Origin of the sequence: Francisella sciaenopsi (genome assembly GCF_045862875.1) — a bacterium.
Taxonomy (GTDB): Bacteria; Pseudomonadota; Gammaproteobacteria; order Francisellales; family Francisellaceae; genus Francisella; species Francisella sciaenopsi.
This window is the reverse complement of sequence record NZ_BTHG01000004.1, coordinates 1-17,111: the sequence shown is the minus strand read 5'-3', so window position 1 is coordinate 17,111 and position 17,111 is coordinate 1. Positions and strand designations below refer to the sequence as shown.

The following is a 17,111-nucleotide window of genomic DNA, read 5'->3' as shown; positions in this document are numbered from 1 at the left end:
GCAGATGATAATGTAGTTTTTCTATTAGAAAGTTTTAAAACAGGAGATAGTGATAATGGCAAAAAATAAGATTCCAAATTCAAGGTTGATGATAAATTATGAAACTAATGTGGATGGGGTTCTAAAGAAAAAAGAATTACCTTACAGAGTTTTAGTAGTTGGTGATTTGTCGAAAGGAAGATCGGTAGATGCTAAAAAAGAGTTTACTGATAGAGCTGTTAGACGAGTAAATAATGGTGTTGATAGAGCCTTAGAAGATATGAGTATATCTTTTGATTTTGAAGCACCAAATTTTGTTTCCAAAGACCCTAGTAATTTAAAAGTTAACTATAGAATTCAAAGTGTAAAAGATTTTAGGCCTGATGCTGTTGCTAAGAAAGTTCCCGAGATTAGAGCTTTGCTTGAAATGAAAGAAATATTAGCATCTTTTGCTAAGGATATTGAAAATAATCGCAATCTTAAAAAGACTATAGATATGATTTTTTCAGATAGTAATGAGCTAGAAGCATTGAAGAATAAGATTCCTGCTTTAACAAACTATACGATTAAGGATTCTGATGATGCAGAAGCTGCAGAATCGCAAGAGTCAAATAATCAAAAGACAATAGAGGGTAAATAGGAGGATTTTAGAATGTCAGAAAATAGTTTAAGTCTTACAGATGAACTTTTAAACAATTTTGGTGGCTCAGCTGAGGTTGATAGCGTACTTAAAAATATAGATTTTGATGTCTCTGGTGATGCATCTAAAGTTCTTTCTTTATCTTCAGATTATAATGCTAGAAATCTTATGGCATTATCTCTTGTGTTAGCAAATAATGAAAGTATAAATAATTATAACCAAAAGTACATCCAGAAAGTTATTACGGTAATTGATAAACTTATTGATTTACAAGTTAATGCTATTATATCAAATGATGAGTTTAGATCTCTTGAGCAAGAATGGTTGAAGGTGCAAGAGGTTTGTCAAGATGATTATGATAATGTAGAAGTAAGTATATTAGATGTTAAGAAAGAAGAGTTACAATATGATTTTGAGAGAAATCTGTATGACATATCTAGTAGTGACTTTTTTAAGAAAGTATATGTCGCAGAATTTGATCAATATGGTGGTGAACCGTATGGTGCAATACTAGGACTGTATAATTTTGAAAACACTACAAATGATATAATTTGGTTAACGGGGATGGGCATGGTAGCAAAGAACTCTCATGCACCGTTTATAGCATCGATTGACAAGTCATTTTTTGGTGTTAAAGATTTATCAGAAATAACTCATATAAAGAGTTTTGAATCGTTATTAGAACACCCTAGATACAAGGAATGGAATGACTTTAGGAATCTTGACGTTGCTGCATATGTTGGTTTGACAGTTGGAGATTTTATGCTACGTCAGCCATATAATCCTGAAAATAATCCAGTTCAATATAAGCTTATGGAAGGCTTCAATGAATTTGTTGATTATGAGAATAATGATAGTTATTTGTGGGGGCCTTCGTCTATTCAGCTAGCTAAAAATATGATGAGATCGTATGATAAAACTAGATGGTTTCAATATATAAGAGGTGTTGAAAGTGGTGGTTATGTAAGAAACTTAGTGTCATGTGTTTATGATAATAAAGGTGTCTTAGAAACAAAGTCGCCACTGAATGTTTTATTTGCAGATTATATGGAGCTATCACTTGCAAATATTGGTTTAATACCATTTGTGAGTGAAAAAGGTACAAGTAATGCTTGTTTCTTTAGTGTGAATTCAGCTAAGAAAGTCGAAGAATTTGTAGATAACTTTGATTCTGCTAATTCAATGCTGATTGCTAATCTTTCTTATACTATGTGTATATCTAGAATTTCACATTATATTAAGTGTGTTATCAGAGATAAGATAGGAAGTGTTGTTGGTGCTGAGCAAATTCAAAATATTCTTTCAGATTGGATATCAGAGTTTGTTACTACAGTATATCAACCAACACCTTTAGAGATGGCGAGATATCCTTTTAGAAATGTTTCTATTGATGTTAAAACTATACCGGGTAAACCAGGGTGGTACTCATGCAAAATAAATGTGATTCCTCACATTCAATTTGAAGGTATGGATACTACAATGACTATTGATACTAGGTTAGAACCAGAATTATTCGGTGCGAATAATAACTAAAAACAAGGAGAATGATTATGAGCGAAATGATAACAAGACAGCAAGTAACAAGTGGTGAAACTATTCATGTTAGGACTGATCCTACAGCATGTATAGGCTCCCATCCAAACCGTAGATTGTTTATAGACTCGTTTACTATGGCAGGAGTTAATCTTGATAAGAATATTGTTGCTATAGAAGGAGGAGAAGATGTCACAAAAGCTGATTCAGCAACTGCTGCAGCCAGTGTTATACGCTTATCTATAACTCCAGGTTCTATAAATCCAACAATAAGTATTACACTTGGGGCTTTAATTAAATCAAGTGTTAGGACTTTGCTTGAAGGAGCTGTTTCTAATATATTACAAGCAGGTGCAACAGATATGAAAATTAAGCTTGGGAACTCTAATAAAAAGCAGGAGTATAAAACTGATGAAGCTTGGGGTATCATGATTGATATATCTAATCTAGAGTTATATCCTATCAGTTCTGAAGCATTTAGTATAAAAATAGAACCAACAGAGCTTATGGGTGTATCTAAGGATGGTATGAGATATCATATAATATCTATTGATGGACTCACAACCTCACAAGGTAGCTTGCCTGTATGCGGTGCTGCAAGTACTGATAAAGGAGTTGCTAAAATAGGGTACATAGCAGCTGCATAGCAAATAGGAGTTATATTATTAAAATGTTTCTCGAAAGGATATATTGGGAAGATGGTCTAAGATTAGACAGAGATATCTTAGATCAATCAAATTTGTCTATTTTAGAAAGGTCAAAGCCTGCAAATTATTTGCCAGCTAATCTTAATAAAGGTATCGTTAGTTTTGATTTAGATATGGAGAGTTTGCAGACGGGACTTATTCTGATAAAAGATCTTGTATTGTACTTAGATGAAAAAACATTTATTTTTTATGATAAATGCTATCCTCTATCTTTGCAGGTAATGACAGATGAGTTAACTAATGATATCCCTCTATTCTTGAATGTTAAGGAGAAGATAGTTGAAAAAGAAGGTGTTAAGTACATATATAATCAACTATCACTTTCATTAGAGCATGATTATAGTGTTAAGTATAGTACGCAAATTGCATTATTTAAGTTAGATAGAGGCAAGTTAATATCAGATACATATGATTTTCCTTTACTAACTCTTAATCACTATTCGATGCATGATACTTTTATAAAGCTCAATAGAATAGTTTCTGAATTAAAATCTTTCAATCGTTTTGTTTTCTCAACTTCAAGATCATATGCTGCAATTTTACTTGTATTCTTAATTAATAAATTAGAAAGAGAACTTAAATTTGCTGAATCTAATAAGTTAAATGGTTCTCCTAAGCAAATATTTGATCTAATTCATGATATTTATAGTTTAATCCAGCTTAACTTAGATAAGGTTGAGGATGTTGATAATATTGAGTTTAATTTTTATAGACCTATAAGGAAGATAAACTTATTGGCTGATAGATTATTGACTCTTTGTGAATATAGAAAAATTAATAACTTTATTAAATTTGAACTGCAAGGAAAAAAATATTTATGTGAAAACTTCCCCGAAGAATTTTTCGTTGCTACTAGATATTATATTTTCATCAAAAGAAAGGCAACAGCTCCAGCTAATGTAAAATTTGAAAATAAAAAAGCTATGAGAATAACAAGTATAAGTAGAAATAAAAACGTTGTAACTCTCTCTCTTTCTGGAGTGAAACTCGCTGAAGTTGAGCACTCTATGATGAATTTCACAACACGGGTTGATAATATTGATGCAATATATGAAATTCAAAAAGGCTCGGAATGGGACTTTATAATTGCAGATAGTAGTGCGGTTTTTACAGCTTTTGAAGGTAGTGAAAACTTTGATTTCTTTATAGCATTTACCTAATAGAAGTTTTTGTTATAGGTATGTGTTACCAATATATTTGTTATTGGGCTTATTATTTTCTACAGTTATGTTTAGTTTTATTCTTATTGAGTTATTTCTAATATTTTTTTTAATTATCTTAATTCTAGTCTTTATTCGCTTTACATCCTTATGATTTTTATTTAAAAGAATTATATTTACTTTAATTAAATATATAAAAGAAGTTATATATCCACCAAGATAGATATTGCCAATATTTTTTTGCCCAACAAGAGAAGGAGATCTTTTGATTTTAACTAGTTCCTTTTCATAGTTTATGATAGTACAGTAATCTTCACTTAAGGCTTTATATAAAGCATTTATTGTATTATCAATAGTAAACTTAGGAGCTGCTTTAATATAAGAGTTGTTTTGAGTTAACCTATGTAATTCCTTAGTTCTTATAATATATCTATACAATAAGGATCTAATACCATACTCTAATACTTCAAGAGCTAAATCGTTATTATCATGGATGTACTCCTGATATCTTACCTCTAATCCCGCAAAAGGTTTGAGTTTGAAAACATTTATATCAATATATATATGTTCTTGTTTTCTCGAGATTCTAAGGATAGTAGCTGCTGCTGTGCTATCCATTAAGATTGGTTCAAATCTCATATTTTTAGTTTGAATATTGTAGACTGAAAAAATTCTAAGAAGATGATTCAGAGAAAGTTTATGACATATTCTATTTAAATTTTCTATATTCATAAATTATTTATATGCTTTTAAAAGTCAAATAGTTTATTTAAATCATCATCACTAATATTATCATTATTAGTATTTTGAATATCATCCTCCGAATCCATAATATTTTGAGGATCATTCGTAGTTTTCTTAATCTTTGTTTTTATATTTATATTCGACTTATGGGCCTCACTATCTTCTAATATTTTATTATTTTCTCTATATTGCTTTTTTGCTTCAGAGTTTGTTTCATAAAAATGATCTTGAGCTAGTGATGATGAGCTATTGAGAAAACTATTTTCAGACATTCTTTCAAGATTATCTAAAAACTGGTTATAGTCAATTTTATACATTTTTTTTGCTACGCTCCATTGGATACTAGATGAGTAATAGTCTATATTCTTATGTATATCGCCAATGATTGGAGCGATCTTTTTGTATAATGGGAAAAAAACTTCAGGGAAATATTCTTTAGGATCAAAGTTGGCTAATAAATTTTGGATATCATCATAAACTATGGATGTCTCAAATATTCTTTGACTATCTACTAGGCTTTTTAGTACTTCTATTTTCTCAACTAGAGACAGCCACTTCTCAGAACCTTGAGTATTTGCCATTGTAGCTGGTTTGGCTTGTTTACTATTCGTTGTTACCTTTTCAGTTGTTTGAATAGGTTCTTGTTCCTCATTCTGATTTTTTTGTTCCTCAAGAGTAAGTGTGTTTTTGAGCTTATTTAATGTTTTACTAAGTTGTATTTTTAAATCAGAATCATAATTTAGACTATTCTCATTAAAAAAGGCTATTAGCTTATTTATTAGGTCTATAATATTGACTATCTTGGTAGAAGATATGGTTTCTAAATTTTTAATTTCACTAAGGTTAGCATCCATTATAATTAAGAACTTATTTATACCTTTTTCCGCTAGTTCATTTTTTTGTTTAGAGTCTGAGGGACTAATATTAGAAAATTTGCTTTCTAAAATTGAAAAATAACTCTCAATAATCTCAGGAATTTTGTCAATTTGATCTAAAGTCAAACATATCTCTGAGTTTAAGCAAAGGAATAAAGTGTATATATCTATGCTTTTTGTGTCATTAGTATTAGTAACTACTTTCTCTATAAATTGATCATACTCTGCGTTTTCATATTTTGCATGAATTTGCATATTACTGATAAGATTTATTCTATCTTGAGTTTCTAGCTCTATGTTATTTAAAACTGATATTAACTTACTCACAACAGTCTCCTATATTACCAACTTAAAAAAATTAATAAACTTATAAGGAATAGGGCAACAGGAACACCAAATCTTAATAAGAATTTTGCAATTTTGTGATATCTTTTGGGAGGAGTTGGGCTATTGGAAGTATCAATAAAACTAATTGAGTCAATTACAGATCTATCTATATGCTTAATAACTTCTTTTTTATATGCAAGGAAATTATGGTTATAAATATTTTCATAGTATTTACCATAAAAATCATTGTTGAGAATCAGTGACACTGTTTGATAGCATAATTGTGGATAAATATTATCTGATAATAGGTTATCAATTATTTCAAAAACATATTCGCCACCATCTTTTCTATCGTAGTATTCTAATTGTAATAATCCCCAAGAAATACCACTTCCTGATTCCTCTTTTAGAATCATTAATTTTTCATCGACATACGCAATTATTGGAAATGTTATGTATTTACATATTGTTTCACTATATTTTTCTAATAGCTCTTCTTGAAGAAAAAATATACTTTTTCTAATATTGTTACGATAGTACGCAATTTGTTCATTATCAACGTGTTTTTCTTTAGTGATTTCTCTTGTACTTTTTATAATGTCTAGAATAATTTCTACTTCTACAAAATCTGCCATTTTTATATCCTTTATCAAGAGTTATTCAAAACAATTTTTTTTATAAAGCTAAAGGTATTTTGGTTTATGAACTTACATATAATACCTATAAAAAAATCTAAGAAATATTTATATTTCTCATTATATCTATCGCTTGTAGTTAGAATTAGTTCGTTAATTACCGAGTCTAATTCCACTTTATCCAATAGGCTTGATAGTAATGATATATCATCATCATCAGTCTTTAAAAGTTTTGCTATAGCTAGAAATGTTGTTTTTGAGTACATATTCCTAGATATAATCATATCTACCATATTAAACATATCTCTAGAGTTGCTATTGTAGTTTTCTATAGCTTTATTTATAAATATTGGTGAGATACTTGAGTTTATAGATGTTATCGCATTTGAATTAATTTCAATAAGATCTGAAACCTCAGTTAATTGTGTCCATGTTGTATAAGTATGGATTTTTGTTTCTAGTATTTTATTATCAAGTTCAGGAAAAACGATGCTGTAATTTAGTGATTGAGTATTTCTATTAAGGTAATATTCATTTTGACCTGAAAAAAGAAAACCATCGAAGGAACAGGGGTTATTATTTTCATATACAGACAATACTTCTATCGCTTGAGCATTGTCTGTTTGATGATGTTTAAGTTTACTATCTGATAAGTTCAATGTAGTAAATGTAGCACTTGAATAATCATCAAAACTATTAAATATAGGTACTAAGTTTACTCTAAACAGTGAAGATAATTTTTCTTCACTAAAATTATCGGTTTTAATATTGAAGCTAAGATCTATTTTTTTTAAGTTGTTGTGCTTATATTTAAACAGATCTTTAATTCTTATATTGAATCCATACATCAAGCTAGGGGAATGAATATTGAGTACTAACTTCTCAGTAGGTTTAAGTTGTAGGTTAATAGACTCTGTTGTTATATCTTTAGTCGTATAGGAATAGTCTGAAAATTCAATTTTGACGGAGCTATTACTTGCTAATATTTGATTAAAAATATATGTTGCAAAAAATGGATCTTCTTCACATAATCTAGGATCTAGCCAAATAGTAATATAGTCATATTCAAAATTGTTCTCGAACTCTAAAGATACGTTTATTAAAGTATCGCTTTGTTTGATTGTAGTTATATTTTTTAATGGTAAGATAAGACTTTCTGATCTGGTTGTATATGTTAAAGATCTATTAGTTCTCTTATCTTCAATAAAAAAATATTCTTGAGGACGAATATAGTAACCATTATGACCTTTATCTTTTATTTCTAATAAACATGATTTTGGGAGAAAATAATATAAACTACTATAATATTTGAATAAGAGACTATTGCTATAGTCAGAAATTCTTTTATCAAAGTCACCTTTTATATCGATACTTAATTTATCAAAAGTTTTCTTTAAAATAGCAGCATCATTTGTACTTAGATTATTTTTCATTTCACTCATGTTGGTACCTTTTAAGATGTTTTTACATTAATTTGTCCACTACTTATGAAGTTAACAATGCCTCCAGGGGCAAATGTACATATTGCTTTGCTATTCATAGTATTTATTGGTGCTCCTTCTAATAAAGTAGTTGGATTTGTTGGTATAAAAGGAGAAAGATTCGGTATGCAAACCCAAGGAAAAACAAAAGGGTTCATTGTTGGATTTGCTGGGTTGGTACATCCTGCAAAAGGAAGTATATTAGCCCCAAGTTTAGAATCAGTAATATTTGAAGCTGGTAAATTACCTGCCAGTGTTTTTACTCTAGTGCTTAAATAGACTCCAGGTGCGAAACTAAATGAGCATTTGATTTGCGCAGACATCGAAGGTGTCAACGTAGAAGCACTACTGGACAGATTAAGTTTTGTTGGACTTAGTAATATTTTTATATTATTGAGTTCTGATACCAGATTAGATATTGAGCCTTTAATATTTTCATCATTGTTAGATATTGTTTCCAATCGTTTTAGTGAGTCATTTATAATATCTAGCATTACACACTCCAATAAGCTTCTTGCTTATTTTTTAGTTTATCTATAATTGGACTATCTGTAATCTCTTTAAGTGCTAAGAAGTAATTATTCGAAAACGGGGGTAAATCATATACTCCGATGAGAGAAGGACATTCATAGTATGTTTGATTTAAAAGAAAGATAGTTAACTCTTTAGCTTTTTCTGTAGCTGTTGCATAATTCGAGTTAGAAATATTTTTATTTATTTTTACTAAGTGCTTATCTATGTTTATTCCTTTATTGTTGGGTATAGATGTTTTGATTTGCTTATATGTTAAAAAGTTTTTTTTATCAATAAAAAGACTAAGTTTTTCTCTTCCATTTTTTTCTTTAATTATTTTTTGCTCTCTAGCCTCCAATAAGGAGTAATTGGATTTTAGTAGGGAATATGTTTTATGAATTTCTTTTATAGATTTCTCTATCTTTTCTCGATTAAAATTGGATTTGTTTGCTATTTCCATAGCAATTATTTTTAGATGTTTTTCAAATTCGACAAAAGGGTATATCAGTTCAAAATCTTCATCAAATAATGCAAGGTTTATCGATGTAGCTATTTCTAATAAAGCTTGGAAATATTTGTTAAATATTTTAGTCAGTAAATTTGCAGGCGATTCTTCTATGATTTTTTCTATGGAACTATTGTAATTGTCATTTACGAATAATTTTTTGTAAAGATCACTCTCTTGATTAATCATTTTGTACAAAGTTTCTTCATCAAAAATAATGTTTGGGATATTTTTTAGATTTAATACTAGTTGTTCAAATGATTCTGGTTTGGGAGTCTTTTTTATAGTTTTGTAAAAAAAAATATCATCTAGGTCAAAATCATCAAAATATCGAGATATGCTAAAAATTTGTAAATCTATAAAACCGACAATTTTTTCTAAATTTTCTGAAGGTTGTTCTTCTTTTATAGATGCTAATGAAGTAATAAAGTTTGTATTTGTTTTATTATTAATGATATTTAATTTTGTAGTATCCTGTATCGTCGAATAAAAAGCTCTTAAAAGTATAAGATCACTAGCTAAGAGGGTATCTGTTTTGTAAATTCCATTTTTGATTACATAAGCTAAGTCTAATAAGCTTAGTAGAGGATTTTCTTTAAAAGGAAGAAGGTTATTTATACCTTGATAATTTTTTATAAAATTCTTGAGTGAATAAAAATATTCTTTATATTTCTCTATAAGACTCTCAGATTCAGGATTATTAATGGTTCTAGTATATAGTAGGATAAGCTTGTCACTATAACTTTCTGAATCATCAGTTTCTGAAATATTAAAAAGTATAGACTCTAATTCATTAATTTTTTTAGTTTTTGTAAGCTCTATTCTATATGATATATCTTTATTAATTACTGATTTGTAGTCATTAAGTAATTTTTTTAAACGATTAAAGTGACTTATAAATAATTTAGTATCAGTACAATCTAAAATATTATCTGTAACCTTCAGTATTTGCTTGCAAAGTCTTTTTGATGTATCAGATAATATAAGATTTGTTGAATACTTAATATCTTCAATAAGATATTTAAGATTATACAAATCAAATTTTGTATAACTAGTTTTATCTTGAAATTTGATAATATTGTCGATACATTCGTCAAATTTGTTTATTCTAAAAGATCTTTCTTGATCATAGTATATACTGATATTTTCAAATAAATTTCTAAACTCTTTATCGACAGTATTATCCATAAGTATTATCCCACCATTGTTGCTGCAGATCCTTTTATGCTTGCTGTTGCACTTCCTTTGATGTTTACGTTTACACCTTCAGCATTCAGATTTACATCGGCTTTTATACTATTGTTTAAACCTTTTATTCCAATATTTTGTGATGCTTGGATATTTGTATTAGCAGAGCTTTTTATATTAATAGTTCCAGACTCTATAGAAATACTTGAGTCATCAAGCACAATAGTCGAGTTACCTATTTTGATCACGATTTTACTATCGTTGAGCATAATACTTGATTTTTTAGTAGCCAATAATATTTCTTTTTCAGTTATAGAAATTTTTGAATCTTTGACATTTTCAGTTATTTGTTTTTCAGCTGTTGACTCTATAGATTCTGTCGCGTTATGAGAAATTTTTCCTGAGGATTCTAATTTAGTAGTACAGCCTTTTGACTCATCTTTTATATCTATGAGTAAACCTTGTTCTTCTAGGTTAAAAATATGGTCTGCTTTTGACATAACGCTATCCTCTTAGTCTTTTTCTATATTACTATCATTTTTTATAGTAAATTCATTTACAGAGTCTGAGCTTATTATGTATTTCCAGTTCTCAATGCTCTTATTATCAGGTAATATGAAATACAAAGCGTAGTCTTTACTATCTTTATCAAGTGGGAATTCATTGTCTCCAGTTTTTAGATTTAACACTTTTACATTATCATCATATATTCTTTGAGAAATTGATTGATAATTATCAGAGTAGAAAGTATTTTTGTTAGGTTTTGACTCTAGGACTATTTTTGTTTTAGGCACATTATTGTTGATATACAAACCATCACTTGCACAACTATTAAGCCCTAGGGCTATAACTAATATTAATGAAACTTTTTTAAATAAGTTATTGTACATCAGTATCTCCTTGTTTTTGCCAACCTAATACTTGTAAAAATTTTGATTCGACTTTAAAGCTTACGGGGTATGTTTTACCATTATGTTTAACCTCCCAAGTACAAATATTATTTCCATCACAATTTGCATCTTTAATTGCTTTCAATATAGACCATTTACCATGGTAGCTTATTTGATCAGTGCTGCCATCTTCAAATTTTATAGTTATAGTCGTTGATTCAAGTGAGTTCCAATTGTAATTAATTTCCATACTATTTGAGTATGCTATATTCAGAGAATTTACATAATTTTGCTTATCGAGGATTATACTAAAGAAGGTATAATCATTATCCTTATTTGGTATAGGAGTTATCTCAAACTTGATAGATTGAGGATTTCTTTTTTCATCCCATAATAATTTGTTTAATAAGTAAACTTTATTAAATTTATTTAAGTAATCTATTTGCTCAGAAGTTGAAAAATCTTCACTATGCCACTTATCATCGGTCTTATCATAAGATAGTAGTGGAGATAATTGTTCTACAAATGCTGAATATATATAACCATTACTATCAAAATCTTTAGTTATCATTTCATTTGTGGCTATAGTATTACTATCTTTATTAAATGGGAATTGACTATTTATAAATTCATACTCAATATTGACAGTATTATCAAGTTTAGTTATCGCATCTTGTATAGCTATGGTTTTGATAGTGTCAATAGCAACATCGAGATGCTTTTTCAGTAATTTATACAAGTTATTGTTGTTTGGATTATTTATTTCTGAAAGATCAGAATAAACTTTTTGTAGAGGTTTATATCCTTGCTTAATTTCTTTATAAGTAGCTGAATAACCTTGCTCTCTTATTAAATTGTTTAACTGTTTATAGACTTCTCTATAGCCAGTATAATTTTTTGATTTAAGGTATTCGTCATTCTCTTTAAAATAATTATCTACAGGTGTCCAAAGTGAAACATCATTCTGTTCTTTAGAATCATTTTGTTTGCTTAATTTAACTATTTTTCCATAGAACTGTTGAAGCTTATTAATTTTTTTAGTTGGATTTGTTTCAGACTCATCGCTTACTAAATCTGTATTTGAGCTATAGAACTCTATTAAACTATTGAAAGAAGAGTCTTTCGATGACATAGCTAGCAAATAAAGATTTAGAGCATTTTTATTCGAGATGTTTTTATTAAATTCAGTATCATTATTGAGTCGATCTATCATTCTATTATAAGAATTTATATATTTTGCATTGTAGTCGTTTATAGAGCTTTTATAAATAGCAATCATAAAGTCAGGCTCTATGTTAAAGTTACTTTTAAGATTATTAAGAAGTCTATCGAACTTTTTGTTGATAGGATCTATGTTATCTTTAATATATTCTTTCGAATATATAGGCGATATTAATATTCTTTTACTATAGAAATTAGGTGCAAACTCCATATACAGTTTCTTACTTATGGGATTTATTAATGGAAGTTCATCTTTGTTATATGTAGAGTTGATGACACTATTCAGAACATAATTTATTAGAGAAACAGTTATTGATCCAGTTTGTTCTTTACCATCGTCAGTTACGTCATTAGCATTTTTTTCTAAGGATTTTACCAAGTAGTAAATGTGATCTAGCATATCACTAAAGCTTTCAAATTTTCTTTCGCTTTCCTCTTGATTAAATATTAAAGAGACACTTTTTGTAACTGAGCTTATATATGATGAGTTACATAGTTTCTTTGAAGATGTGTCAAATTGTTCTTGATACATTGAGAAAATATTGTTTACTTCAATGGGTATTATATAATTATTTTTTAAATTTAATATAGAGTTGTCTATAGTACATTTATATAGATACTTTATATATATATCATTGATGAATTTCGCTCTTTTAGTATTTGATATTCCTAGATACTCAGCATTGAAGCCCTGTGTACTTAAATAACTCTCAGAATCTTCCCCTACAACTAATAAGCGATTTGTATATAGCTTATTAGCTCTACCAATAGCAGCTTTAATCGTTTCAACTTTTAAATCGCGATTTGTATACTTGATTACAACCTCTAACTGTTTTTCAGAGAGGTTTGTGAAACTACTTATTATTTTAAGCATGCCATCAGTTTCTTGATTTACATCTTTATTGTTTAAGTACTCAAAAAATATTAAGAATGATGTGACCATTGATAAATCATATGAGTCATTATATTTTGGTAAAATTACATTCTTTAGTATTGTATCGGCATACTGTTCATAAATGTAACGGTACTTTATGGATTTTGGATATAACACATCCAGAAATATAGCATCATCAATTTTTTTTCTAGTTTCTCTCATTATTTCGTGAGAGTTGCTCTCAGAGAGTGGCTTTAAGTCTTTTATGGATACTTTTTCTTTAAGTCCAATCTCTTGGAAAATATTAATAATAAATATAAAGCTAAATAGCAGAGATACTAGATTTATGATAATACCTTTAGGAGAACTGCTAAAAAAGATTGTGTCTCTTTTCGCTATTATATTATCAGGTATATTTAGACCAACGTTAAGGAATATTTCTTTATCAATCGATTTTAACTGAGGATAAATGTTTTTTAACGATTTTCTTATTTGATTTAATATTTTAGTATTATGATATTTATCATCAACATCATCTCTAGAGCTAAGGATTTTTAAGAGTATGGCTTCATCAACATTATTTGAATTTTCATTTGAAGTTAATTTAAATATTGACTTCTTACCAATAGCATTATTATAGCTTTGGTAATGTTCAGATGATGTATAGAAAGATATAATAAAGTTTTTTAATCTTAGTTTTGATAGTTCTTTATAAATCTCGTTTATATTGTTATTTTCGTGAGTATTAGAAATATCAATACAAAAATTAAGCTTATAAAATTGTAAGTTTAACTTGTTTTTAAATTTGTATAGATTCGAAAGATCATTGTTTGCAAATACTAATGAAGGGTTGTTTTTATCAATAACTATTAGAGGTAATTCATCATTATCAATGATTTGAGCATCAGGCTTTATTTTCATTATATAATCTTTTGCTGCTAAATGGTCTCCATAGAATATATAGAGCTCACCCAAGTTATTTTTTATCTTATTTGTTTTGATAACTGATCTTGCCCGTTTTACAATTTTTGAAATAGGTTTTTTGTTAGAAGATTTTGGTGCTTTTAGCCATCTTCTTATAAAAAAAATACCCATAACTGACAAGATAATTACTATTATTGCTAGAGAAATTATTAATACTTGATGATTTTTTATAAAAGTCATATTTTAATTCCCTTTTGATTTGTATCTAAGAAAGATCCCTTTTTTATTGTTTATTAAAAAAGAATTCTCACAAGCTTCATTAAGTTGAGTTAGTGAGAATGTCTCGCCATCACTTGTTTGTGTATATGCCATTTCACAGTTTTCTTTAGCTCCAAGAAGCTGCCTTTGTAAAAGCTGTTGCTGTGCTTTTTCTGTTGAAATTGCTGAATTTGAGATTAGTTGGATTATCTCAACACTTTCAAGTGATTGAACCTCAATTAAGATAATATCATTATGTCTTAGAGGCATAAATTGGTTGTTAGCAGAATTCATATTTACCTTCATAGGTAGATATATGATCGGCTTTTCAGAAGATTTATCAGGCAATATCTCTTTAGCGATTTCTACTGCATAAAAAATACTGGTCTTACTGTTTTGTATGATGGAGGTTCCTTTTTCTCCACTTTCTTGAAATTCTGAGAGTGAACTTTCTTCAGGTTTATAGTTTTTAAAGAATTTATAAGCTTTTTTTGAATCATTATTAACGTTTTCTCCGATTGTTATTTTGCCGTTAATATAAAATCTGTCAAATGTTTTATAGTTGGGATACTCTGGAGCTATATTGCTATAGCTTTTAATTCTATATGTCACAGAGTTATCATGAGTTCGATTAAGAATTTTTGTAAAAGCTATTTTCTCATATACATCTGATTCAGAATCAGTTTTGTAATGTAATCTATCTAGATTCTTGTATAACTCTCTAGTAGTATATTTACTTCTTGAAAATGATAATTTTCTTTCATATATAAGTAGATTTTTTATAGCTGTCGTTCCTAAAAGAAAACTATTATCATTTTCTAATTTGGATAAACTAACCTCACTATCCATAAATGGAAGGGTGTTTTTTGAGGTTAATAATATTTGAAACTCTGAAGAGCTAACTTCTTTATTTTCATTGTTACTATTTTGTAGGTATTGTACGGCTTGGAAATTATCTTTATATATTGATGAGAAGGGTTTTGCTGAGGCATTAGAAGTTTTTCGTTCTTCTTTTCTTTTGTTATTAATAGTTACATCAGGAGATGTATCATTTTCTTTAATATAAAGATTTGGCTTATTAGCTATTAGAGATTGTTTCTTAATACAGCTTATATCATAAGGAGACAGCTTAGTTTTTAAATTCTCATCAGAGTTTGAAATACTATTCTGTAAGGAGCTATCTACCTTATCAGCAACATGGTACGTTACCTTACCATTTTTTTTGTCACAGAAATATTTTAAGTAGGCTTTATTCTGCTCAAGTTGATCAATAAAAAAATCATAAAAACTTCTATTTACTGTTGAAATAAATACTTGAGGTATTCGGCTTTTCAAGTTATCGCTTTTGTTTGTATCTAGAGAAAATAAACTGTTAAAGAAAAAGTTGTCTTTAAAGATATCATCCAAACTTTTATTAATATCAATATAAGAAGGCTTATGTTTTGACCAAAATGCTTTCAAAGGATCGTGAAATCTTATTTTAAATTCTTTGACGCCTGAAGAGGTATTTTTAGAGTAAGAGTAAATGCTGTACTCAAAATCTTCATTAATATCTATATTGTTTGAATTAAATCCTATGACAATAAAACGACTTGATCTAACGTGATGCTCTTTCTTAGAGTCTTTTTTATAGAAATTGAAGCTATCATTAATTTGAATATCTATCAATATAGGTTGATTTGGAGTCAACAAAAAATCAAAATCTTTATGGTTATTTACATATGCTAAGTTAAAAGTTAAATCTCCGCTTATTCCATAGATATTTTCACATATTTTTAGATTTTTAATATGTGAGTTTTTGAGTGTAAGAGAATTTTGTTTAAAGTATTGTTTGTTATTTGTAGATATGAAGTTAATGTTTTGAGCTTCAAAACTTTCATTAATAGGTTTTATATTTATTACAAATTCTTGTTTTTGTATTACTGAGTTGTAGGCAATATATTTTGAAAGAATATTTTTTAGTTTATTAAACTGTTTTAGAAGAGTTTTATTCAAAGAGCTAGATCTTTGAATTGCATTATCAATAATGTTTAGGAGGTTGTCTATTTTTTTGATGTAATCATAAGGTAATTCAAGAATCAAATCTGACTGACATGACTTCTTTAATTCTGAAATGGCTAACTCTAGGCTTTTGGAATCTTTATTGTTTGATGAAAAATATAATGTAAATTGATCTATACTGTCTTTTAGTTGAGTAAGTTTACAGTATTGTTGATATTTCCTATATTCAAGTATGGATATGAATCTTTTTTTATAAAGTGTCTTAGTTGTTTTAAGTTGTAAATTAATAACATCAATGTTTTTTAACTCATGAGTAGTTATATAATCATTAACTTCACAGGCAAGTTGAGCAGACGAAGGGGCGATACTATCACTTGTAACATCCGAAGCTAACTGACTGATTATATTGAGTATATTTAAGTCGGTTATATTACTAACAGTTATCATCGCCTAATTATTTAATTAAAATACCTAGTTGAAAACATTTTACATAAGCGCATTGATATTTCTATATGTTTTACAGCTCAAATTTTATTATGTTATAAAACGAGGTAGATGTGCTATGAAGTAGCGAAAAAGCTGTATAAACGGTGCTTTTGGGTATTGAAATTGCTATTGATTTAAAAAAAATGCAAAAAGTTTAATTTTTTTTAAAA

Annotated in this window: 14 protein-coding genes; 4 read left to right on the top strand and 10 right to left on the bottom strand. The window is 28.1% G+C overall.

Annotated elements, in window-relative coordinates; genetic code table 11:
• The first annotated feature begins 55 nt into the window (after positions 1-55).
• Genes tssB through tssK form a run of 4 tightly spaced genes read left to right on the top strand, consistent with a single transcriptional unit; the run spans position 56 to position 4,019 of the window.
• Positions 56-619: a type VI secretion system contractile sheath small subunit gene (tssB, locus tag ACKTR7_RS05450; protein ID WP_407877369.1), complete on the top strand. Its 564-nt coding sequence runs from the start codon at positions 56-58 to the stop codon at positions 617-619.
• A 12-nt stretch (positions 620-631) separates the two neighbouring features.
• Entirely contained in the window at positions 632-2,152 is a 1,521-nt protein-coding gene (gene tssC, locus ACKTR7_RS05445; protein WP_407877368.1) for a type VI secretion system contractile sheath large subunit, read from the top strand.
• A 17-nt stretch (positions 2,153-2,169) separates the two neighbouring features.
• The gene (gene iglC / locus ACKTR7_RS05440) at positions 2,170-2,799 is read left to right on the top strand and encodes a type VI secretion system tube protein IglC (RefSeq protein ID WP_042517844.1); all 630 of its coding nucleotides are present in this window, start codon (positions 2,170-2,172) and stop codon (positions 2,797-2,799) included.
• Positions 2,800-2,822: 23 nt separating this feature from the next.
• The gene (tssK, locus tag ACKTR7_RS05435) at positions 2,823-4,019 is read left to right on the top strand and encodes a type VI secretion system baseplate subunit TssK (protein WP_407877367.1); all 1,197 of its coding nucleotides are present in this window, start codon (positions 2,823-2,825) and stop codon (positions 4,017-4,019) included.
• 12 nt (positions 4,020-4,031) lie between these two features.
• On the opposite strand, the gene iglJ is transcribed toward tssK, so the two are convergent.
• The 10 genes from iglJ to ACKTR7_RS05385 are packed head-to-tail and all read right to left on the bottom strand — an operon-like array spanning position 4,032 to position 16,902.
• Complete coding sequence (iglJ, locus tag ACKTR7_RS05430; RefSeq protein WP_407877366.1) at positions 4,032-4,751, bottom strand: type VI secretion system baseplate protein IglJ; 720 nt, start codon at positions 4,749-4,751, stop codon at positions 4,032-4,034.
• A 17-nt stretch (positions 4,752-4,768) separates the two neighbouring features.
• Complete coding sequence (locus tag ACKTR7_RS05425) at positions 4,769-5,965, bottom strand: type VI secretion system protein IglI family protein (protein ID WP_407877365.1); 1,197 nt, start codon at positions 5,963-5,965, stop codon at positions 4,769-4,771.
• 14 nt (positions 5,966-5,979) lie between these two features.
• Entirely contained in the window at positions 5,980-6,600 is a 621-nt protein-coding gene (locus tag ACKTR7_RS05420; protein ID WP_407877364.1) for a DotU family type IV/VI secretion system protein, read from the bottom strand.
• A 14-nt stretch (positions 6,601-6,614) separates the two neighbouring features.
• On the bottom strand, positions 6,615-8,042 hold the full coding sequence (gene iglH / locus ACKTR7_RS05415) for a type VI secretion system baseplate subunit TssF/IglH (RefSeq protein ID WP_407877363.1): 1,428 nt from the start codon (positions 8,040-8,042) through the stop codon (positions 6,615-6,617).
• An 11-nt stretch (positions 8,043-8,053) separates the two neighbouring features.
• The gene (iglG, locus tag ACKTR7_RS05410) at positions 8,054-8,575 is read right to left on the bottom strand and encodes a type VI secretion system PAAR-like protein IglG (protein ID WP_407877362.1); all 522 of its coding nucleotides are present in this window, start codon (positions 8,573-8,575) and stop codon (positions 8,054-8,056) included.
• On the bottom strand, positions 8,575-10,287 hold the full coding sequence (locus tag ACKTR7_RS05405; RefSeq protein WP_407877361.1) for a type VI secretion system effector IglF family protein: 1,713 nt from the start codon (positions 10,285-10,287) through the stop codon (positions 8,575-8,577). The genes iglG and ACKTR7_RS05405 overlap by 1 nt, the downstream gene beginning before the upstream one ends.
• Positions 10,288-10,292: 5 nt before the next feature.
• The gene (gene tssI / locus ACKTR7_RS05400) at positions 10,293-10,787 is read right to left on the bottom strand and encodes a type VI secretion system tip protein TssI/VgrG (protein ID WP_407877360.1); all 495 of its coding nucleotides are present in this window, start codon (positions 10,785-10,787) and stop codon (positions 10,293-10,295) included.
• Between the two features lie 12 nt (positions 10,788-10,799).
• Complete coding sequence (gene iglE / locus ACKTR7_RS05395) at positions 10,800-11,177, bottom strand: type VI secretion system lipoprotein IglE (protein WP_407877359.1); 378 nt, start codon at positions 11,175-11,177, stop codon at positions 10,800-10,802.
• A complete protein-coding gene (locus ACKTR7_RS05390; protein WP_407877358.1) occupies positions 11,167-14,436 on the bottom strand; it encodes a hypothetical protein in 3,270 nt (1,089 codons plus the stop codon). The genes iglE and ACKTR7_RS05390 overlap by 11 nt, the downstream gene beginning before the upstream one ends.
• A 3-nt stretch (positions 14,437-14,439) precedes the next feature.
• Entirely contained in the window at positions 14,440-16,902 is a 2,463-nt protein-coding gene (locus tag ACKTR7_RS05385; protein ID WP_407877357.1) for a pathogenicity determinant protein PdpA1, read from the bottom strand.
• Positions 16,903-17,111: the final 209 nt, after the last annotated feature.

What these genes read in the sequence shown, in the direction of transcription:
- tssB (WP_407877369.1), top strand. Translation starts at nt 56, where the DNA reads ATGGCAAAAAATAAGATTCCAAATTCAAGGTTGATGATAAATTATGAA.
- tssC (WP_407877368.1), top strand. Translation starts at nt 632, where the DNA reads ATGTCAGAAAATAGTTTAAGTCTTACAGATGAACTTTTAAACAATTTT.
- iglC (WP_042517844.1), top strand. Translation starts at nt 2,170, where the DNA reads ATGAGCGAAATGATAACAAGACAGCAAGTAACAAGTGGTGAAACTATT.
- tssK (WP_407877367.1), top strand. Translation starts at nt 2,823, where the DNA reads ATGTTTCTCGAAAGGATATATTGGGAAGATGGTCTAAGATTAGACAGA.
- iglJ (WP_407877366.1), bottom strand. Translation starts at nt 4,751, where the DNA reads ATGAATATAGAAAATTTAAATAGAATATGTCATAAACTTTCTCTGAAT.
- ACKTR7_RS05420 (WP_407877364.1), bottom strand. Translation starts at nt 6,600, where the DNA reads ATGGCAGATTTTGTAGAAGTAGAAATTATTCTAGACATTATAAAAAGT.
- iglH (WP_407877363.1), bottom strand. Translation starts at nt 8,042, where the DNA reads ATGAGTGAAATGAAAAATAATCTAAGTACAAATGATGCTGCTATTTTA.
- iglG (WP_407877362.1), bottom strand. Translation starts at nt 8,575, where the DNA reads ATGCTAGATATTATAAATGACTCACTAAAACGATTGGAAACAATATCT.
- ACKTR7_RS05405 (WP_407877361.1), bottom strand. Translation starts at nt 10,287, where the DNA reads ATGGATAATACTGTCGATAAAGAGTTTAGAAATTTATTTGAAAATATC.
- tssI (WP_407877360.1), bottom strand. Translation starts at nt 10,787, where the DNA reads ATGTCAAAAGCAGACCATATTTTTAACCTAGAAGAACAAGGTTTACTC.
- iglE (WP_407877359.1), bottom strand. Translation starts at nt 11,177, where the DNA reads ATGTACAATAACTTATTTAAAAAAGTTTCATTAATATTAGTTATAGCC.
- ACKTR7_RS05390 (WP_407877358.1), bottom strand. Translation starts at nt 14,436, where the DNA reads ATGACTTTTATAAAAAATCATCAAGTATTAATAATTTCTCTAGCAATA.
- ACKTR7_RS05385 (WP_407877357.1), bottom strand. Translation starts at nt 16,902, where the DNA reads ATGATAACTGTTAGTAATATAACCGACTTAAATATACTCAATATAATC.